Source organism: Rhizocola hellebori, from assembly GCF_016862955.1.
Lineage (GTDB): Bacteria > Actinomycetota > Actinomycetes > Mycobacteriales > Micromonosporaceae > Rhizocola > Rhizocola hellebori.
Window position 1 is genome coordinate 109,887 of the sequence record NZ_BONY01000013.1, and the last position, 18,918, is coordinate 128,804.

The 18,918-nt window shown below is 67.5% G+C and carries 17 protein-coding genes and 1 riboswitch; of the genes, 6 read left to right on the forward strand and 11 right to left on the reverse strand.

What is annotated here, in order from left to right:
* Positions 1–176 precede the first annotated feature (176 nt).
* Positions 177–746 carry a thioredoxin family protein gene (locus tag Rhe02_RS13090; protein WP_203908443.1) on the reverse strand — a complete coding sequence of 190 codons (570 nt, stop codon included), beginning with the start codon at positions 744–746 and terminating at the stop codon, positions 177–179.
* A gap of 55 nt (positions 747–801) precedes the next feature.
* A riboswitch (ZMP/ZTP riboswitch) is annotated at positions 802–882 on the forward strand.
* A gap of 22 nt (positions 883–904) precedes the next feature.
* On the opposite strand from Rhe02_RS13090, the gene glyA reads away from it, so the two are divergent.
* A complete protein-coding gene (glyA, locus tag Rhe02_RS13095; protein WP_203908444.1) occupies positions 905–2,170 on the forward strand; it encodes a serine hydroxymethyltransferase in 1,266 nt (421 codons plus the stop codon).
* Positions 2,167–2,709 (forward strand): hypothetical protein, encoded by a 543-nt coding sequence (locus Rhe02_RS13100; protein WP_239123747.1) that lies wholly within the window; start codon positions 2,167–2,169, stop codon positions 2,707–2,709. The genes glyA and Rhe02_RS13100 overlap by 4 nt, the downstream gene beginning before the upstream one ends.
* Here the strand turns inward: Rhe02_RS13100 and Rhe02_RS13105 are convergent.
* From Rhe02_RS13105 to Rhe02_RS13115, 3 genes are read right to left on the reverse strand one after another with little or no spacing between them, the layout of a single operon-like run.
* A complete protein-coding gene (locus tag Rhe02_RS13105; protein ID WP_203908445.1) occupies positions 2,652–3,884 on the reverse strand; it encodes an MFS transporter in 1,233 nt (410 codons plus the stop codon). The two genes, Rhe02_RS13100 and Rhe02_RS13105, sit on opposite strands and share 58 nt — an antisense overlap.
* A 3-nt stretch (positions 3,885–3,887) precedes the next feature.
* Positions 3,888–4,283, reverse strand: coding sequence for a hypothetical protein (locus tag Rhe02_RS13110; RefSeq protein WP_203908446.1), 396 nt, complete (start codon positions 4,281–4,283; stop codon positions 3,888–3,890).
* 24 nt (positions 4,284–4,307) lie between these two features.
* Positions 4,308–4,715 carry a PaaI family thioesterase gene (locus tag Rhe02_RS13115; protein ID WP_203908447.1) on the reverse strand — a complete coding sequence of 136 codons (408 nt, stop codon included), beginning with the start codon at positions 4,713–4,715 and terminating at the stop codon, positions 4,308–4,310.
* Between the two features lie 55 nt (positions 4,716–4,770).
* On the opposite strand from Rhe02_RS13115, the gene Rhe02_RS13120 reads away from it, so the two are divergent.
* Positions 4,771–5,136: a PH domain-containing protein gene (locus Rhe02_RS13120; RefSeq protein WP_203908448.1), complete on the forward strand. Its 366-nt coding sequence runs from the start codon at positions 4,771–4,773 to the stop codon at positions 5,134–5,136.
* Here the strand turns inward: Rhe02_RS13120 and Rhe02_RS13125 are convergent.
* The 3 genes from Rhe02_RS13125 to Rhe02_RS13135 are packed head-to-tail and all read right to left on the reverse strand — an operon-like array spanning position 5,133 to position 8,255.
* A complete protein-coding gene (locus tag Rhe02_RS13125; protein ID WP_203908449.1) occupies positions 5,133–6,620 on the reverse strand; it encodes an MFS transporter in 1,488 nt (495 codons plus the stop codon). The genes Rhe02_RS13120 and Rhe02_RS13125 overlap by 4 nt on opposite strands.
* Entirely contained in the window at positions 6,610–7,302 is a 693-nt protein-coding gene (locus Rhe02_RS13130; RefSeq protein ID WP_203908450.1) for an LppX_LprAFG lipoprotein, read from the reverse strand. Before Rhe02_RS13130 ends, Rhe02_RS13125 begins: the two co-directional genes overlap by 11 nt.
* Positions 7,303–7,331: 29 nt before the next feature.
* Positions 7,332–8,255, reverse strand: a complete 924-nt coding sequence (locus tag Rhe02_RS13135; RefSeq protein WP_203908451.1) for a 2-hydroxyacid dehydrogenase — start codon at positions 8,253–8,255, stop codon at positions 7,332–7,334.
* Between the two features lie 83 nt (positions 8,256–8,338).
* Here Rhe02_RS13135 and Rhe02_RS13140 point away from each other — a divergent pair, with 83 nt between their 5' ends.
* Positions 8,339–9,463 carry a PQQ-dependent sugar dehydrogenase gene (locus tag Rhe02_RS13140; RefSeq protein WP_203908452.1) on the forward strand — a complete coding sequence of 375 codons (1,125 nt, stop codon included), beginning with the start codon at positions 8,339–8,341 and terminating at the stop codon, positions 9,461–9,463.
* Positions 9,460–10,914 (forward strand): metallophosphoesterase family protein, encoded by a 1,455-nt coding sequence (locus Rhe02_RS13145; protein WP_203908453.1) that lies wholly within the window; start codon positions 9,460–9,462, stop codon positions 10,912–10,914. Before Rhe02_RS13140 ends, Rhe02_RS13145 begins: the two co-directional genes overlap by 4 nt.
* Here the strand turns inward: Rhe02_RS13145 and gatB are convergent.
* From gatB to lysX, 4 genes are all read right to left on the reverse strand, one after another.
* Positions 10,907–12,388, reverse strand: a complete 1,482-nt coding sequence (gene gatB, locus Rhe02_RS13150) for an Asp-tRNA(Asn)/Glu-tRNA(Gln) amidotransferase subunit GatB (RefSeq protein WP_203908454.1) — start codon at positions 12,386–12,388, stop codon at positions 10,907–10,909. The genes Rhe02_RS13145 and gatB overlap by 8 nt on opposite strands.
* 6 nt (positions 12,389–12,394) lie before the next feature.
* Complete coding sequence (gene gatC, locus Rhe02_RS13155; protein ID WP_203908455.1) at positions 12,395–12,694, reverse strand: Asp-tRNA(Asn)/Glu-tRNA(Gln) amidotransferase subunit GatC; 300 nt, start codon at positions 12,692–12,694, stop codon at positions 12,395–12,397.
* A gap of 11 nt (positions 12,695–12,705) precedes the next feature.
* The gene (locus Rhe02_RS13160; RefSeq protein WP_203908456.1) at positions 12,706–14,772 is read right to left on the reverse strand and encodes a putative bifunctional diguanylate cyclase/phosphodiesterase; all 2,067 of its coding nucleotides are present in this window, start codon (positions 14,770–14,772) and stop codon (positions 12,706–12,708) included.
* Positions 14,773–14,935: 163 nt separating this feature from the next.
* Positions 14,936–18,103 (reverse strand): bifunctional lysylphosphatidylglycerol synthetase/lysine--tRNA ligase LysX, encoded by a 3,168-nt coding sequence (gene lysX / locus Rhe02_RS13165; RefSeq protein WP_239123751.1) that lies wholly within the window; start codon positions 18,101–18,103, stop codon positions 14,936–14,938.
* Between the two features lie 56 nt (positions 18,104–18,159).
* On the opposite strand from lysX, the gene Rhe02_RS13170 reads away from it, so the two are divergent.
* Complete coding sequence (locus tag Rhe02_RS13170; protein WP_203908458.1) at positions 18,160–18,864, forward strand: alpha/beta fold hydrolase; 705 nt, start codon at positions 18,160–18,162, stop codon at positions 18,862–18,864.
* Positions 18,865–18,918 lie beyond the last annotated feature (54 nt).

Here is an 18,918-nt window from a genome sequence, read left to right on the forward strand (position 1 = left end):
ACCCCTATATATACAGCACACCCCTCCCGCTGGTCGGCGGCGCAGCCGCCGGGGGCGGCCAAGCACGGGCGTGGCGTTGCCGCCGGGAGATACGGCGAGGGACCACGACGTAGCGGCGCAATAAAGCAAAAGGGGGAAACCGCGAGTGATGCGGTTTCCCCTTGGTGCGCAAGGGTTTACTCGGGCTCGTTGCCGGCTCGCCACTTGATGGAGCAGCCGATGCTCGGGTAGTGCGGCTCGGGGACGGGCTCGCCGTCGAGGACCTTTTCGACTGCTTCGGTCAGCGAGGCGCCGGTGACGGGGACTTCGCTGCGGGGACGGGAGTCGTCGAACTGGCCGCGGTAGACGAGTTTGCGCTCGTGGTCGTAGAGGAAGAAGTCGGGCGTGCACGCGGCGTGATACGCGCGGGCGACTTCCTGGGACGCGTCGTAGAGGTACGGGAAGGTGAATCCGGCGCGCATCATCTGGTCAACGAGGCGTTCGGGGGCGTCCTCGGGAAAGTTGATGACGTCGTTGGCGCTGATGCCGACTACCGCCAGACCCAGCCGCGACAGGTTGGCGGTCACCGAACCAAGCTGCGACTCGATATGCCGGACATAAGGGCAGTGGTTGGACAGGAAGGCGACAAGGAGCGCTGGAGCAGAGGCGTAATCCTTGAGGGTCACCGTCTCGCCCGTGGTCACCGAGGGGAGGGCGAAGTCAGGGGCCGGGGTCCCGAGCTCCACCATGTGCGAATCAACAGCCATAAGACTCATTCTGCCCCAGCCGGGGCGCACCAGCCCCCACGCCGCTGGGTAGGATCGCCTTGACCGCGACTGGCGCACAGGGTGGATCACCACAGGGGAGCGAAGCGTTCGGGCACCGCGCGCCTGGGTGTCCGGTCGAGCGTGAGGAGCAACCAATCGTGCATGAACCGAAGCTCATCCAACTCGCCGCGTCCGACCCCGATCTTGCCGCGCTCATCGAGGGCGAGGCGCAGCGTCAGCACGACAAGCTGCGCATGATCGCTTCCGAGAACTACGTCTCCACCGCTGTGCTCGAAGCGACCGGCACCGTGCTGACCAACAAGTATTCGGAGGGGTACGCGGGCAAGCGCTACTACGAGGGCCAGCAGTTCGTCGACCAGATCGAGTTGCTGGCGATCGAGCGTGCGAAGGCCCTTTTCGGCGCGGACCACGCAAACGTGCAGACCTACTCGGGTTCACCCGCGAACCTCGCGATCTACCTGGCGTTCCTGGACCCGGGCGACACAGTCCTGACGATGTCGCTGTCGTCCGGTGGGCATCTGACCCATGGCTCGCCGGTCTCCGTCACCGGCAAGTGGTTTCGGCCGGTGCATTACACGGTGGAACGCGAGACCGGCCGCGTCGACATGTCCAAGGTGCGCGAGATGGCCTTGGCCGAGCGGCCCAAGCTCATCATCTGCGGAGGCACCGCCATCCCGCGGACGATTGACTTCCCGGCCTTCGCGGAGATCGCGCAGGAGGTGGGGGCGATCCTGATGGCCGACATCGCCCACATCGCCGGACTGGTCGCGGGCGGGGCACACCCGTCGCCGGTCGGGTTCGCCGACGTCGTCACCACCACGACGCACAAGACCCTGCGTGGCCCCCGCGGCGCGATGATCATGGCGAAGGCGGAACATGCCACGGCCGTGGACAAGGCGGTTTTCCCCGGCCTGCAGGGCGGCCCGCACGACCACACCACGGCCGGGATAGCGGTCGCGCTGCACGAGGCGGCGCAACCGTCCTTCAAGGACTACGCCGCGCAGATCGTGGCCAACGCCAAGGCGCTCGCCGCGGCGTTGACCGACCACGGTTTCGATCTGGTCTCCGGCGGCACCGACAACCACCTGGTCCTCGTCGACCTGACCAACAAGGGCATCGGTGGCAAACCGGCGGCGAAGGCGCTCGACATCGCGGGCATCGAGACCAACTTCAACGGGGTGCCCTTCGACACCCGCCGCCCGCTGGACCCGTCCGGGCTGCGCCTGGGCACCCCCGCGCTGACCACGCGGGGCCTGACCGAAAAGCACATGCCGCTGGTGGCCGCGTGGATGGACCGGACAGTCTCGGCCGCCCTCAACGACGACACCAGCGAGCTCGCAAAGATCGCCGGTGAGGTCAAGGAGCTGCTTTCCGCGTTCCCCATGCCGGGGTACACGGCGTGACCTTGACGCCCGCGCAGGCCCAGCACCTTCTGCAGGAGCTGGGCCTGCCGTTCGCGGCGGGGCTGAGCGAGACCGAGCTGCGGCACGTCGAGCGGCTCTTCGGCTTCGAGTTCAACCCCGACCACCGGGCGCTGCTGCGGGCGGGCCTGCCGCTGGGCGAGCGGTGGCCCGACTGGCGTCACCCCGATGCCCAGCACCTCAAGGACCGGCTCGACAGCCCGATCGATGGGGTTCTGTTCGATGTGGCGGAGAACGCCTTTTGGCTCCACGCTTGGGGCCCGCGTCCCGATGACGCCGACGCGGCGCTGGCGGTCGCGAAGCGGGCGCTCAACGGGGTGCCGAGGCTGATTCCGGTCTACGGGCATCGCTTCGCCCCCGCGCTGCCCGAGGCCGGGTTGCCGGTGCTGTCGGTGGTGCAGACCGACGTCATCGTCTACGGCCGGGACATGACCGATTATCTGTTGCGGGAGTTCGGTTCCGGTCAGCCGGAGACGGTCGGCTCGGCCACCGCCGTGCCGTTCTGGCTCGACCTGAGCTGAGCCACCCCAACGCCGAGCCCCAGCGCGACGGTCGCGATCGCCGACGCCAGCAGGGTTTCCCGCGCGCCGAGCCAGCCGACCAGCGGGCCGCCGGCGAGCGCGCCCAGCGACGTGGCCGGAATCGTCAGCGCGCCACGCGTCGCGAGGACTCTGCTCAGCAGCTCAGGTGGGCTCGTCCGCTGGACCATCGCCGAGGTGACCGAGGTGAACGGCCCGTAGATCACCCCGCCGACGGCGAAGCCGATCAGCCCCGGCACCAGCCGGCCAGAGAGCCCCAGCGGCAGCAGCGCCAGCCCCCAGCCCACGATGATGAAGACCACAACCGTCCCAAGTGGACGGTTTCGTAGTGTTGCTGCGGCAAGGCCGCCAACGACCGCACCAATGCCGAAAACCGCCCAGAACGCGCCGAGCATCGCCGCCGACCCGTGCTCGTCCAACACGACATGGACCGGCAGCGCCACCTCGACCGGCCCGTAGAGAAAGAAGAAAGCGCATGTGATCAAAACCAGGCCCAGCAGTTGGGGGTACCGGAAAAGCGCCCGCCAATCCCCTTTCGCCGCCTCGGCGTGACTTCGGGTCGGACCGGCGATGGTCCAGGACACCGCCGCGAGCACGGCCCAGGAGAGCGCGTCCACCCCTATCGCGCCGGCCGGCCCGATCGCCGGCACCAGCAGGCCCGCCAGCGCCGGACCGACGATGTAGGCGGTTTGGGTCCCGGTGCCCAGCAGCGAGTTGCCCACCACGTGATCGTCGCTGGGCAGGGCCTCCGCCACGAGCGTGTACATGCCCGCCAAACCCCAGGCGTGCCAGAGCGACGAAACGCCGAGCAGCGCCACGTAGAGCGGAGGCGTCAGCTGCCCGGTCGCGCCGAGCACCGCGACCGCGCCGAGCGCGGCCGCTCTGAGCGTGGCGTCGCACGCCACCAGCTTCGCTCCGCTCAGCCGCCGCGCTATCCGGCCAAACGCAAGCGCCCCAACGGTTGCCGGCAGCGAGAAGGCCGCGAGCGCAAGCGCTGTCCACGCTCCGGCCTGCTCTGCGGGCGCGATGGTGATGGCGAGCCAGGCGATGACGACCACGCTCATGCCGTCCCCGAGCGCCGAAACCCCCATTGCGGGCAGGAATCGGCGCATCGTGGGACTGCCCAGCACCCGCCGGTAGGCGGCTACCGTTTGCATGCGTCAGTTACCGCCGCTGAGCACCGCTCCGGCACAGCACAGCACGACCACGAGACCCACCACGCCCAGCATGATGAGCATCGCCAGCATGCCCGGGTACTTCTGCTGGGTAAGGCCGACCGCGCCACCCATGAAGTTGATCATCGGTGCCGAGTAGTGGACGGTCGGGACACCGGAGGTGTTGTCGACCGTGATGTTGGCCTTGCCCATCTTCCACAGGTAGGGAATGTGGATCTCGATGTTGTGCACACCGAGCGGGGCGGGCAGCACGTTTTCGCCCCAGTTCAGCTGGACTTCATGTCCGTTGATGGAGGCGCGGGGCTTGAAGGCCGCCATCGTGAAGGCAGACCAGTGGAACCTGGGGACAATACGCAACTGTCCGGTCTGAGGGGTAGTCATGGTCGCAGATCCTAACCACAACCCTCAGCCGATGGCGTACACCGTGGTGGCATGAGCGACCAGCGACTCCCCCGCGGTCATGGTGATGTCGGCGAAAGCCAGCGAGCGCCCGAGTTTGGTGAGCCGGGAGGTGACGAGCACATCCTTGCCCAGCACCGGCCGCTGGAACGTCGTCGACAGCTGCACCGTCGTCATCGGACCGAAGCCGCCACGCGCCGCACAGATGGCGATGACCGTCGCGGTGTCGGCGGCGGCCATCAGCGCCTGGCCGGACATCGCCCCGCCCTCGCGGGCAAGCCGCGCCGACCACGGCAGGCGCAGCGTGGCGAAATCGGCGCCGGTCTCCTCGACCGTCAAGCCCAGCTCCTGCACCCAGGGCGCGAAATGCTCCGCCAGGATCGCGTTGCCGTCGAGGTCAATGTCAGCGGTCATGGCGTCAGTATGCCCGTGGTGTGGGACACATCGCCTCCCGTGGGACACTCGAACGGTGACCAGGTTCAGAAAACCCGCACCTCTGGCCATCACCGCCCTGCTGGCGCTGATCGGATCGGTGTCAGTCGCCGCCGAGGGCGGCTGGCTGATGCTTGTGCCGCTGGTCCCGCTCAGTGTCGCCGTCTGGGCCTGGCGGGCGGGCACGGATGTCAACACCTACGGCCTCCGGGTGCGCGCGCTGCTGGGCAACCGGGTCGTCAGCTGGGACGACGTCGAGGCACTCCTGCCAGACGAAAAGGGCGGCGTCGCCGCCGCCCTCATCAATGGCACCGTCCTACGGCTGACCGCGGTCAGGACGGCAGATTTGCCGCGCCTCCTCGAGGCCTCCGGCAAGGCCCCGGCCGAAGCTCCTGCCGTTTAAGAAGGCAACGGGCGGGAGCGGCGGCTGCCCAGCAGCAGGCCGAAAAGCGCGCCAACCACGCAGATCGCCGCTGTGACAAGGAAAATCTCGCGATACTCGGCGCGTAGCGCGGCTTCCAGCGCCGTGCGGTAGACCGCGAACTGTTTGGCGTACTCGTCCGGGGTGACGTTGAACGGCAGCGGCGGCACCAGATCTTTGGTGAACTCCGCGAAACGGTGCAATCCCCAGGCCGACAACCCGGCCACGCCCAGCAGCATGCCCATCATGCGGGCCACCACGACCGCGGCGGAGGCGATGCCGTGCTGGCTCGCCGGGACCACGCGCAGCACCACCGCGGACAGCGGCGCGATGACCAGCCCCAGGCCCAGGCCGGCCAGAACGAGGTCGGTGTCCAGCCGCGGCAGGCCGAACCCGTATTGGGCATCGAGGATGTCCACCGGCCAGTTCGCGATGAGGTAGTACGCGAACCCGGCGAGCAGGAGGCCGAAGAAGGTGAGCAACCGCTCGCCGAGCAGCCGGATCAGAAGGCCGCCAAGGAGAGCCCCGATCGGCAGCGCCACCAGGAATCGGGTCAGCAGCAACGTGCCGCCGAAGGAATCCTTGCCCAGCAACGTTTGCGCCACGAGCTGGACATCGACCAGCGTCACCAGCAACGCGGCCCCGGCACAGAGGCTCGCCACCAAGGAACTCAGAAACGGCCGCATGGCCACTTCGCGTGTTTCCATCAGCCGGGTACGGGCGAACGCCTCCCAGAGCACAAAGAGCAGCAGCGCCACCGCTCCCCCGCCGAGCGTGGCCGGACCCCAGCTGGGTAGCACAGAGACGGACGGATCGGGGTTATAGAGCCCCGCCACGAACAGGCCCAAGGAGATGGCGAGCAGAAGCCCGCCAACCACGTCGACCCGGGGCGCGGCCTGACCCGAGACCCGCTTCGGCACCATCGTCCAGACGGCGATCGCGGCCAGCACGGCCAGCGGGATGTTGAGCCAGAAGATGCCCCGCCACCCGATCCAGGCCGCCACGGCGGCGCCGAACAGCGGGCCGAGCACCGCGCCCAGCTCCTGAGCCGCACCGACCCAGCCGAGCGCGGCGGCCCGGCGCGGCCCGGCGAAGACGTCGGCGACAAGCGCCATCGTCACCGGCAGCAGAGCGCCGCCAGCGAGACCCTGCAAGGCCCGTCCCGCGATGAGCACGTTGAGGGTGTCCGCGGTGGCGGTGACGGCCGAGCCGGCGGCGAAACCGGCGAGGCACACGACTATGACCGCACGCCGGCCGAATCTGTCGGAGAGCCGGCCGAGCAGGGGCATTCCGGCGATGTAGCCGAGCAGATAGCCGGTGATCAGTGGGGTGGCGCGTTCCAGCCGGTTGATCGGCACATCGAAGTCGTTCACGATATCGATGAGGATGGAGACCAGGACGTAGGCGTCAAGGGCACCAAGCAGAACGGCCAGCCCACCGACCCCGACCGCGAGCCTAGGGCGCACTGATGGTCACCGGTACGTCGTAGTTGCTGAACGTTATCGAGGCAACACCCTTCGAAGCCGAACCGGATTGGGGGATGGTGAACTCCGCTTTGGCGATGCGCTTGGTGGTGGCGTCGAGCCAGACCACCGCGGTCACGCCGGATGCCGTGGTCGGGATGAGGGCCGCCAGCGCCGACGCGTCGGGGTCGAACGAAACCTTGTACGCGTCCTTGCCGTCGACCTGTTCCTTGGCTTCGGTCTTCGGGTTCTTCGCGGTGCGCAGCAGCTTGGCCGCTCCCCGCTGCGGGTCGAGGATCGCCGACGGGTCGTAGACCGTGGATGCGACCGCGAGCGGCACCTCCTGGTACCCGCCGGTGGCGAGCTTGAGGTAGAGCTTCTGCCCGAGGATGACGAAAGCGGCCTCCGTCTTCATTCCGCCCATGTCGATGGTGGCGGCGCCCTTGGCGTTGCCCTCCTTGGTCAGGTCGCCCTCGGCCTTCGACAGGGGCACCCCGTTGATCGGCGTCTTGACGTCGATGACGAAGTGGGCGCTCTTCACGTCGCTCATCGCCTTGTCACCCTCGGACATGAGCTGTGAACCCGCCGGCAGCGAACCGGTGTCATTCTCGGACTTCTTCGTACACCCCGTCAGCGCGATACTAAATATTGTCAGCGCGGCTAGCGCGCGGAAAGTGCGAGACATACACGCATGCTATGCACAGCCCGCACCCGTTAGTAGCCGTCCTGAACCTCGTTGGCCAAGGGCTCGCCCGCCAGCATTCGCCGAAGCTGATCTCCGACCAGCCGGTAGGCCCGGGGCAGCAGCCCCCGAACCGACCCGGCCACATGCGGCGTGATCAGCACGTTAGGCATTGTCCACAATGGATGATCAACGGGGAGTGGCTCGGGATCGGTGACGTCGAGTGCCGCCAGAATCCGGCCGCCGGCAAGTTCTTTGGTCAGGGCGGCGGTGTCGGCAACCGGACCCCGTGCCGCGTTCACCAGCAGGGCCCCGTCGCGCATCGCGGCCAGGAAAGTCGCGTCGACCATGCCGCGGGTGAGGTCGGTCAGCGGTACCAGGAGGACCACGATGTCGGCGTGTGGCAGCAACTCCGGAAGCTCACCGATAGCATGCACTCCGTCGCGCGCCGTGCGGGCCACGTAGGTCAGCTCGACCTCGAACGGGGTGAGCCGGGCGCCCAGGGCCGTGCCGATTGAGCCCGCGCCGACGACGAGCACCCGCTTGCCCGCGAGCTCATCGGTCGGCGCGAACTCGGCGTAGCTCCAGGTCGGCACCGCCTGCGCGCGGGCGAAATGGTCAAACCGCCGCAGGACGGCCAGCATCGCGGTGACCACCCATTCCGCCGTGGAGGAGTCGTGTACCCCACGCGCGTCGCACAGCATCACGCCGGAGCGGGTGCGGCCGATCCAGGCGTCGGCCCCGGCCGAGAGCAGCTGGATGACCTGAAGGCTGGGCAGCCGCTGCGCGAAGTCGACGACCGCACCGCTGCTGAGGAACGGCGGCACCCAGAAGGTGACCTCGGCCGGATCGGAGGGCAGCGGTTTGTCGGGACCGGTGAGAACCCTGATATCGACGTGCGTTGCCAGCTCGCCGAGGAATTGGCGGCCTTGTTCGTGGGCGATCCAAACGGTCACGGCGACCACGTTATCTCTCAGGGGTGCGGGGTAGTCTGAGGCGCATGCGGAACCAAGGCGCGAGGTCGGGGCTCAGCAAGGTCATGAGAAGGTTTTGGGCACCCCTCGCGGTAGCGGTCTGCGCCAGCTTGGTGGCTTGTTCACAGCAGGGGCCGAGTGTCGTGGCCACCCAGCCGCCGCCCGTGCCCACCCCGGCCCCGTCGGCGAGCGCGCTCGGCACGCCAGTGGTGACCGCCAAGGATGTGATCGCAAAAGGGCTGAAAGCCCCCTGGGGAATTGCCTTCCTGCCCGACGGCAGCGCGCTGGTGACCGAACGTGACAGCAAGCGTGTGCTCAAGCTGACCAAGGGCACCGGTCACGACTCGCCTTACGCCGTGTCCGAGGTGGGTGTCATCCAGGAGGCCGATCCGGGTGGCGAGGGCGGGTTGCTGGGCATCGCGGTGTCGCCCGACTACGCCCAGGATCAGACGATTTTCCTTTATTACACAAGCTCTACGGACAACCGCGTGGTTCGCTGGAAGATCGGCGGCAAGCCCGAGCCGATCCTCACCGGCATCCCGATGGCGGGCAACCACGACGGCGGCCGCCTGGCCTTCGGCCCGGACAAGATGCTCTACGTGACCACCGGCGACGCCGCGCGCTCGGCCAACTCGCAGGACAAGAACAGCCTGGGCGGCAAAATCCTGCGCATGACGCCCGACGGCAAACCCGCGCCGGGCAATCCCTTCAACAACTATGCGTGGACCTTCGGGCACCGCAACGTCCAGGGCATCAGCTGGGACTCCAGCGGCCGCATGTGGGCCAGCGAGTTCGGCCAGAACACGTGGGACGAAATCAACCTCATCGAGAAGGGCAACAACTACGGCTGGCCCGAGGTCGAGGGCGCGGCGGGCGACAAGCGTTTCACCGACCCGATAGCCGCCTTCCCCACCAGCGAGTCCTCCTGCTCCGGCACCGCGGTCGCGGGCGACATCCTCGCCGTGGCCTGCCTTCGCGGGCAGCGCCTCATCCTGGTGCACGTGCCGCCCGGCGGCGTGAGCAAGCCCAACGCCCAGCTGGTCAAGGAGTTCGGCCGGCTTCGCGCGGCGGTGCTGGCGCCAGACAAGTCGCTCTGGGTGCTCACCAACAACTTCGACGGAAGGTGCAACGCTGGATGCACCAAGCACCCCGATGACGACCGGATCCTGCGCATCACAGTGGGCACATGACCAGAAAGGTGCCGTGGCCGCGCATAGCTAGGGCGCTTGGACTAGCGGGGGTGACGCTGGCCGGAGTGGTGCTGGCTCTTCTGGTCGCCGGGCGGGTAGGGGTCGATGTCGGCCCCTTTCGGTCCACCTTCTCGGTAACCCCGTCGGTGTTCGGCGACACCGAGGTGCTGCTGCCTCCGCTCGGTTCGCTTCAGCTCGACACCCATGAGGGCCCGGCCCATCTGCGGATCAGCCTTGACGGTCTGGACCAGGCCCGCACCGAGGCGCTGATTGAGGATCCGGCCACCATCACCAGGGCCAGCCGCACGGCCGTGACCGATCTGCGCAGCGGTGTCAACCGGCTGGTGATGCATGCGACCGGGGTGGCCATGCTGGGCGCGATGTTCGCCGCTGCCATCGTCTACCGCCGCATCCGCGAAATGGCTTGGGCCGGTGGGCTTTCCCTTGCCGTCATGGCCGGCAGCTTCGGCTTCGCAGCGCTCACCTTCCATCCGCGTGCCCTGACCGAGCCCCGTTACGAAGGTCTGCTCGCCAACGCCCCGGCCGTGGTCGGTGATGCGCAACGACTTGCGGATCGCTATGACGAGTACGCGGCCCAGCTGGAAAAGATGGTCGTCAACGTGGGCCAGCTCTACAGCACCGTGGCCAACCTTCCCGTCTACACCCCCGACGACGGCACCATCCGCGTGCTTCACGTCTCGGATCTGCACCTCAACCCGGCCGCCTGGCCCATCATCCGGTCGGCGGTCGAGCAGTTCCACATCAACGTGGTCGTGGACACCGGCGACATCAACGACTGGGGCAGCGAGGCCGAGGCCAGCTTCGTCGCCTCGATAGCCCTGTTGAAAGTGCCCTATGTCTACGTTCGGGGCAACCACGATTCCGCGATCACCCAGGCGGCGGTCGCGGCACAGCCCAACGCGGTGGTGCTCGACAACCGGGTGATCACCGTCGCCGGGCTCACCTTCGCCGGCATCGGCGACCCTCGGTTCACCCCGGACAAGGCGGTAAACCCTTTGAGCACAGGCGAATCGGCCACCACCGTCGACATGGTGCAGCAGGTTGGCGAGCGGCTCGCCGACACCGTCGTCAACTCGCCCAGGTCGGTGGACATCGCGCTGGTGCACGATCCCCGTTCGGCGGAGGGGCTGGCCGGCGTGACGCCGCTGGTGCTCGCCGGGCACGCCCACACCCGCTCGATGACGGTGCTGGACCACACCAAAACCCGGCTCCTGGTACAGGGCTCGACCGGTGGGGCCGGGCTGCGCGGCCTTGAAGGCGAGTCGCCCCGGCCGCTTGAAATGTCTGTCCTCTACTTCGATCCGGCGCGCGAGTTCCTGGCCTACGACGACATCACCGTCGGCGGCGCCGGGCTGGCCGAGGTGACGCTGAAACGTCACCTCGTCGAGCCGGTGCTCCTCGACGTCGAGCCGTCGGTCTCTCCTAGTTAGACAGTCGGCTCAGCACGAGCTCGCGGACGGTTTTCGCGTCCGCCTGCCCGCGGGTGGTCTTCATGACCGCCCCGATGAGCACGCCCGCTGCGGCCTGGTTGCCACCACGGATCTTCTCGGCGATGTCGGGGTTGGCGGCGATCGCCTCGTCCACGGCGACGGTAAGCGCTCCGGTGTCGGAGACGACCTCGATGCCGCGAGCGGCCATCACCTCGGCCGGGTCGCCCTCTCCCGCGAGCACGCCCTCAAGCACCTGACGCGCGAGCTTGTCGGTGAGCTTGCCCTCGTCGACCAGCTTCTGCAGCTGGGCCACCTGGGACGGGGTCACGCCGCTGTCGCCCAGCTCGATGCCGCGCTCGTTGGCGTGCCGGGAAAGCTCGCCCAGCCACCATTTCCGCGCCGCCTCGGGCGAAGCGCCCTGGGCCACGGTCTGCTCGATCAGCTCCACCGCTCCCGCGTTGAGGATCGACTGCATGTCCAATGCGGACAGTCCCCACTCGGCGGTGAGGCGGGCCCGGTGCACGCGGGGCAACTCCGGCAGGGCGGCCTTGAGCTCCTTGACCCAGGTCGCATCCGGCGCCAGCGGAACCAGGTCGGGCTCGGGGAAGTAGCGGTAGTCGGTCGCGGTCTCCTTGGACCGGCCCGACGTCGACTCCCCGGTGTCCTCGTGGAAGTGGCGCGTCTCCTGGATGATGTGGCCGCCGTTTTCCAGGATGTTGCCCTGGCGGATCATCTCCGAACGCACCGAACGCTCGACGCTGCGCAGCGAGTTGACGTTCTTCGTTTCGGTGCGGGTGCCCCAGGTTTCGCCGAGCTTGTTCAGCGAGGTGTTCACGTCGCAGCGCATCGAGCCCTGCTCCATCTTCACGTCGGAGACCCCGAGCGTGCGGATGACATCGCGCAGCTCCGCCACGTAGGCCTTGGCGACCTCGGGCGCCCTGGCCCCGATGCCCGGCACCGGCTTGGTGACGATCTCCACCAGCGGGATCCCGGCGCGGTTGAAGTCGACCAGCGACTCGGTCGCGCCGTGGATGCGGCCGGTGGCCCCGCCCACGTGCAGCGACTTACCGGTGTCCTCTTCCAGGTGCACGCGCTCGATGCCGATGCGGAACAGCTCGCCGTCGACCTCGACATCGAGGTAGCCATCTGAGCACAGCGGCTCGTCGTACTGGCTGATCTGGAAGTTCTTCGGCATGTCGGGATAGAAGTAGTTCTTGCGGGCGAAGCGGCACCAGGACGCGATCGAACAGTTCAGCGCGAGCCCAATGCGGACGGTCGCCTCGATGGCGGCCTTGTTCGTCACCGGAAGACTTCCCGGCAGGCCCAGGCACACCGGGCAGACCTGGGTATTGGGCTCCGCACCGAACACGGTCGGGCAGCCGCAGAACATCTTGGTCTGGGTCCCCAGCTCCACATGGGTTTCCAGGCCGATCACCGGCTCGTAGCGGGCGACCACATCGTCAAAGCTAAGCAACGGAACCTACTCCCCTTCGGCCAGGATCTGCGGCACCCGGAACCGGTTGGAGAAGGGGTCGGGTGCGCCCGCGAGCGCTAGGTCACGATCGAGGCAGGCATCGATGACGTCGTCGCGCAGGACATTGACCAGATCCACATTGTGCGAGGTGGCCGGCACGTCCTCGACATCGACCTCGCCAACGCGAGCGACCGCCTGCAGGATGGTGTCAAGCTGACCGGCGAACATATCGATCTCTTCGTCGGTGACAGCGAGCCGGGACAATCGCGCCAGGTGCGCGACTTCCTCTCGCGAGATGGTGGCCATGGGCGCAAAGTCTACAAGCTGCGTACCATGCCGCCCGGGACTGGGGCGCGGGTCTTGGCCAGCCAGAGCGGAAGCTCCTCGGCCTGCTGCGGCTTCGCGTAGAACCAGCCCTGGGCGATGTCGCAGCCCGCGAGGTGCAGCAGCCGCCATGCGCTCTCGTCCTCGACACCCTCGGCCACCACCCGCAGGCCGAGCGCTCCGGCCAGCTCGATGATCGAGCGGACAATGGCTCTGGCGTCGGCGTCCTCGGTCATGCTGATGACGAAAGATCGGTCTATCTTGACCTCGCGCAGCGGGAGCCGGCGCAGGTGCTGCATCGAGGAGTAGCCGGTGCCGAAATCGTCCAGCGCTATGGCCACCCCAAGCTGATGCAGCTTGGTGAGGGTGGCGAGCACCCTGTTCGGGTCGGCCATCAGCGCGCTCTCGGTGATCTCCAGCTGCAGCGCGCCGGGCGCGACGCCGTGCCGGCGCAGCAGCTCCTCGATCTGCTCCACGATCTCGCCGGTGTGCAGGTCGCGGACGCTGACATTGACCGAGATGCGCAGCCGCATGCCCTCGGCCTCCCATTGCGCCAGCCTTTGCACGGCTTGGCAGAGCACCCAGCGGGTCAGCAGGCGCATCACCGAGCTGGGCTCGGCGACCTTGATCAGCTCGTCCGGGGTCACCGGCCCGCGCGTCGGATGCAGCCACCGCAGCAGCGCCTCGATGCCCACCACCCGGCCGGAGCTGATTTCGATCTGCGGCTGGTAGACCAGGGAAAGCCCACCGCCGTCGGGCTCGTTGAGCGCGGAGCGCAGGTCGGCCAGGAGGCTGAGCCGCTGCGGGGAGTTCTGGTCGGCCTCGACCTCGTAGAAGGCGACCCCGTCTCCGGAATGCTTCGCCGAGTACATGGCCACGTCGGCGCGGCGCAGCAAGCTGGCGAAGTCGCAGCCGTGGTCGGGGTAGAGGGCGATGCCGATGGAGCCGCCGACATCGAGCGGGATTCCCTCCAGCACCACGGGTGTCTGCAACGCCTCCTCCACCTTTTCGGCCAAGGCGCGCGCCTGCTCTGGGCTTTCCAGGTGCTTGGCCACAATGGCGAACTCGTCGCCGCCGAGCCGGGCCACCAGGTCTGTGGTGCGGGCCGCCTGCGCTATCCGGCTGCCCACCGCGATGAGGAGCCGGTCGCCCACCTCGTGGCCGAGGGCATCGTTGACGTTCTTAAATCTGTCCAGATCGAGCAGCACGAGTGCGAACCTGTTGGCCGCATCGCCCTGCACCGCGCGGCGGGAGTGGCTCGCCGCCGCGCTGGTCACCTCGGCGATGAGCGCTTTGCGGTTGGCCAGCCCGGTGAGCGGGTCGATGTTGGCCAGGTGGCGCTGCCGCGCGGTCATGATGGCCAGCTGCCGCACCGCGATGAGGGGCAGCACGATCAGCGGGATGAACTCGGGCCGGCGGAACTGCATCATCAGGGCCGGACCCATCAGCAGCAGCGAACCCGTGGTCATCGCCTCCGGGCCAAGCGCGCCAAGGACCATCCGCCACCAGCTGACGTCGTCGCGCAGCCAGATGGCGATCGCCGTGGTCAGGTATTTCACGGTGAACCAGGTGAGCGCGGCGGCCACGATGCCGACCACCGAATACAGGCGCGTGGGCTCGTTGCCGCGCAGGGTCGCGTAGACCAGATGGGCGAGCCCGAAGGCGACCGCGTATTGCCCAATGTTGAAAATGGCGCGCCATAGCGCGTGTTTGAGCCGCCACGAAGAAACAGCGACGGCGACCGCCTGCACGGTGACCGCGGCGGCGACGCCGTACACGAGCATGATGGCGAAAGTGAAGGCAATGGACGGGAAGATGGCCGCGGTGTTCCACTTGCCCGGCAGCGAGACCGGCATCGCATCGGCGAGCACGGCCAAAGCGGCGGTTATCCAGAAGCCCGCCTGCGCTGTGCTCAGCACCGTCGGCAGCGACTCGAAGTCGTGGAAGGTCAGCAGCGCACCAAGCACGAGCACCGTCACGCAATAGCTGCCGAAGGCAACCCTTCGCTCAGCAGGCACCCGGTTGCGGTGCAGCTGCTGGGTAAGCGAGGTCGCCACCATCTACACCCTCCGCGTGCGACGGTAAACCTAACGTACGGCGTGCGTTAGGTCACACCACTGTATGCCTCTAACCGCCCTTCGACACGCTCCGCTACTCGTCTGAAATATATGTGGCGTATGCGGCCTATGTGGCTACGTACCGTGCTCGTATATGCACATGTTGCTACCGCACGAGGGGGAACGGCAGCGTCTCGCGAATGGTGTTACCGGTCAGCAGCATCACCACCCGGTCGACCCCGATGCCCAGCCCGCCGCTGGGCGGCATGGCGTATTCAAGGGCCTCAAGGAAGTCCTCGTCGAGCTCCATCGCCTCGGGATCGCCGCCGGCCGCTTTGAGCGATTGCGCGGTAAGCCTTTTGCGCTGCTCGACCGGATCCACCAACTCCGAGTAGGCCGTGCCCAGCTCCGTCCCGAAGGCCACCAGGTCCCATCGTTCAGCTAGGCGCGGATCGTGGCGATGCTGGCGCGTCAACGGCGACACATCGGTCGGGAAATCCTTGTAGAACGTGGGCGCCTTGGTGTGGTGCTCAACCAGCCGCTCGTAAAGCTCAAGAATCATCTCCCCGTGTCCCCAGCCTGGGTCAAACGGGACGCCCGCCTTGGTGGCGAGACTCTGCAGCGTCGCGACGGGAGTGTCGGGCGTGACCGGCTCGCCCAGCGCCGCCGAGATGGCTTCATTGATAGACATCACCGGCCATTGTCCGCCCAGGTCGTACTCGACGTCCTCGTGCACCAGGATGGTCGACTCCAGCGCCGCCCGCGCCGCGTTCTGGATCAGCTCACGGGTCAGGTCAAGCATGGACAGGTAATCGGCATAGGCCTCGTAGGCCTCCAGCATGGTGAACTCGGGGTTGTGCTTGAAGGAGACGCCTTCGTTGCGGAAGGTGCGGCCCAGCTCGAAGACCTTCTCCAGCCCGCCGACGCACAGCCGCTTGAGGTAGAGCTCGGGGGCGATGCGCAGATAGAGCCGCATGTCGTAGGCATTGATATGGGTGATGAAGGGCTTGGCATTCGCGCCGCCGTGGATCGGTTGCAGCATAGGCGTTTCGACCTCGAGGAAGTCTCGCCGGTACAACGTCTGGCGAAGCGAATGAATGACAGCGCTGCGCTTGCGCAGGGTGGCCCGCGAATCCGGGTCGACAATCAGGTCAAGGTAGCGCCGGCGCACCTTGGCCTCCGGATCGGTCAGGCCGAGATGCTTGTTGGGCAAGGGATGCAGGCATTTGGCGGTCAGCGTCCACTCATCGGCGAAGACCGACTTCTCGCCCTTGTCGGAGTTTCCCACCTTTCCCTTCACCCCGATGTGGTCGCCGACATCCACCTCGAGGCTGGGCGCGATGACCTGGATGTCACCGGTCCAGTCGCGAATGGTGGCGAAGGCGATGCCGCCGTGGTCGCGCAGCAGGATGACCCGGCCCGCCACGCAGACCTGCTGGCCCTGCTGCGCCGCGGCGATGGTGTCGGAACGTGGATATCCCACCGGGTAAGGCTGCGCGAGATGCTCCAATTTGGCCAGCCGCACCCGGACCTGCTCCGGGCGCTTGACGACCAGTTCCGGCTCGGCTGTCTCCTGCGCCGGCATGAGCGCCAGATCGGGCGGCGGCGCCGGGCTCAGGTGACCCCGCTGCCACGGCAGCACCACAAACCCTTCCGCGATCGCGGCGGCGAAACCGACCGCGGCCAGCTCACGCATCTCGCCGAGGCAGAGGAAGCGTGGCAGCCATTGCGGCCGGTACTTCTGGTTGGACCGGTAGAGCGACTCAAGCTGCCACCAGCGCGACATGAACAGCAGCAGCCGCCGCCAGGCGCGTTTGATCGGGCCCGCACCGATGCGCGCGCCCTCCTCGAAGGTGGCTCGGAACACCGCGAAGTTGAGCGAAATCCTTTCCACACCAAGGCGTGGGGCCTCCTTGACCAGCGAGGAGACCATGAACTCCATCAGCCCGTTGTCGGCTTCGCGGTCGCGGCGCATCAGATCCAGCGACAGGCCCTTGCGGCCCCATGGCGCGAAAGACAGGATCGCGGCCGGTTTCCCTTGCGAGTCAAGGGCTTCGACCAGCACACAGCGCCCGTCCCAGGGATCGTTGATGCGCGAGAGCGCCATGGAGAAGCCGCGCTCGGAGTCGGTGTCGCGCCACTTCTCGGCCAGAAACTCGGCCTGGCGCAGCTCTTCCGGGCTGAGGCTGGCGTGCCGGCGGACCCGTACGGTGTAGCCCAGTCGTTCCAGACGGGTCACCGCCTGCCGGACCGGGCGCATGTCCCGCCCATCGAGCTGATAGTCGCGAACCTGGACGATGGCCTCGTCGCCTAGCTCAATCACCTTGAGACCGTGTTTGGCGTAGGCCGTCGCGCCTTCCTCGGACGCGCCCATCACCGCGGCCCGCCAGCCGAACTCGCGCGCCTGCGCCAGCCACGCCTCGATGGCCGGCCCCCACGCCTGCGGATCGCCGATCGGGTCGCCGCTGGCCAGACTGACCCCGGCCACCGGGCGATAGGTGAGCGCCGCCCGGCCCGACGGCGCGAAGATGACCGACTTGTCGCGGCGGGTGGCGAAATAGGCCAACGAGTCACGTTCACCGAACTCGTTGATGAGCGCGCGGATGCGCACCTCTTCATCGCCTTGCAGCACAGCCTTGCGATGCTGGGTGCGAAACAGGGTGAAGCTGGCGGCCAGCAGGCTCAGCGCACCGAAGAGACCGAGCAGGAAGACGACCCAGCGGTAGCTGTTGGCCTGTGGGGCCGCCCGCACATGCATATCGAGGCCGCCCAGCACCTTCTCTACCGTGTAGATGAGGTAATCGTTGGCCGGCAACGTGTTCGGGAAGGCGCGCACGAGCAGATAGCCCAGGCCGATCGACACCGCGAGGCAGGCCACCAGGACTCCGAGCGCCTTGGCCACGCTGGCGCGCTGGGTCTTCGCATAGAACTCCTTGCGCGCCCAGATGAGCAGCGTGAAGAGCAGGGCCGTGATCACGGTGCTGGCGATGGCGGCGGGCACGCCGATGGTGTCCTCACTGATCTCGGCGTCCTCCACCCGCGAGGCCACGAAGTAGGCCACGAGCACCAGAACGTCGACGAGCAGCTGGAGTCCAAAGTAGACAAGCAGGATCCACCAGCCGACCCGCTTGCGGCGGGCGACGGCCGCGGCCAGCAGTCCCACGAACGCCGCGTAGGCGAGGTTGGCCGGCGCCGGAATGATCACCTCATCGACGAACCTGCGCACGTACTGCTGGCCGTAACCGAAGCGCACCGCGGCCAAGGCGCACAGCACCGCCACGACGGCAAGCAGCACCGCGAAGAAACGCGGCACGTACTTTCGCCTATTCGTCACCTTTCGGAGAATACGACCTCGGGAAGTGTCGGAGGTGGTGGTTAGCGTCTTCTGCCATGAGCACTTTTGTTCTGGTACCAGGGGCATGGCTGGGCGCCTGGGCATGGCAACACGTGGCGCGGGCCCTGAAAGAGCTGGGCCACCGAGCCCATCCGGTCACCCTGTCCGGCCTCGGCGAGCGCGCCGCCGACCCGGTGGAAAAGATCGGCCTGAACACCCACGTGGCCGACGTTCACGACGCGATAGCCAGCCTCCGCGACGTGATCCTTGTCGGGCATAGCTATGCGGGCATAGTCACCGGCATGGTCGCGGCCGACGCCCCGCAAACGGTGACCCGGGCAATCTTTCTCGACTCCAACGTCCCCATCGATGGGCGCTCGATGACCGACGGCTTCTCCCAGCGCGGCCGGGAGCTGGTGCGCGCGCAGGTGACCCAGGCCGGCGGCTATTGGAGCGTGCCCGATCCGGAGGAGTTCGACGGCCACGGCCTCACCGCCGACCAGGTGGCCTGGCTGCGCGACCGCTGCACGCCCCATCCGGGGCAGACCCTGTTCGACCCGGCGTCGCTGACCCGGCCGCTGCGCGAGCTGACTGCCACCTACGTGCACTGTGTCCAGCCGCAGATGGGGCGTTCCGACGAGGTGGAAGCGCTGCGTGACGTGCCGGGCTGGAGCTTCGCCACCCTCGACACCGGCCACTGGCCCATGGTGTCGCAGCCGCTGGCGCTGGCCCGGCTGCTTCATGAGATCGTCTCGGCCTAGTTTCGCATTTGGGACACAGAAGTGAGGAAGGCTCGATAACGTCTTTGCGTGGCA

Bases quoted from the DNA above. Each gene is read 5' to 3' on its own strand.
- Rhe02_RS13160 (WP_203908456.1), bottom strand. From the start codon at position 14,772: ATGGTGGCGACCTCGCTTACCCAGCAGCTGCACCGCAACCGGGTGCCT.
- Rhe02_RS13090 (WP_203908443.1), bottom strand. From the start codon at position 746: ATGGCTGTTGATTCGCACATGGTGGAGCTCGGGACCCCGGCCCCTGAC.
- Rhe02_RS13140 (WP_203908452.1), top strand. From the start codon at position 8,339: ATGAGAAGGTTTTGGGCACCCCTCGCGGTAGCGGTCTGCGCCAGCTTG.
- Rhe02_RS13110 (WP_203908446.1), bottom strand. From the start codon at position 4,283: ATGACTACCCCTCAGACCGGACAGTTGCGTATTGTCCCCAGGTTCCAC.
- Rhe02_RS13145 (WP_203908453.1), top strand. From the start codon at position 9,460: ATGACCAGAAAGGTGCCGTGGCCGCGCATAGCTAGGGCGCTTGGACTA.
- Rhe02_RS13130 (WP_203908450.1), bottom strand. From the start codon at position 7,302: ATGTCTCGCACTTTCCGCGCGCTAGCCGCGCTGACAATATTTAGTATC.
- Rhe02_RS13170 (WP_203908458.1), top strand. From the start codon at position 18,160: ATGAGCACTTTTGTTCTGGTACCAGGGGCATGGCTGGGCGCCTGGGCA.
- Rhe02_RS13105 (WP_203908445.1), bottom strand. From the start codon at position 3,884: ATGCAAACGGTAGCCGCCTACCGGCGGGTGCTGGGCAGTCCCACGATG.
- gatC (WP_203908455.1), bottom strand. From the start codon at position 12,694: ATGGCCACCATCTCGCGAGAGGAAGTCGCGCACCTGGCGCGATTGTCC.
- Rhe02_RS13115 (WP_203908447.1), bottom strand. From the start codon at position 4,715: ATGACCGCTGACATTGACCTCGACGGCAACGCGATCCTGGCGGAGCAT.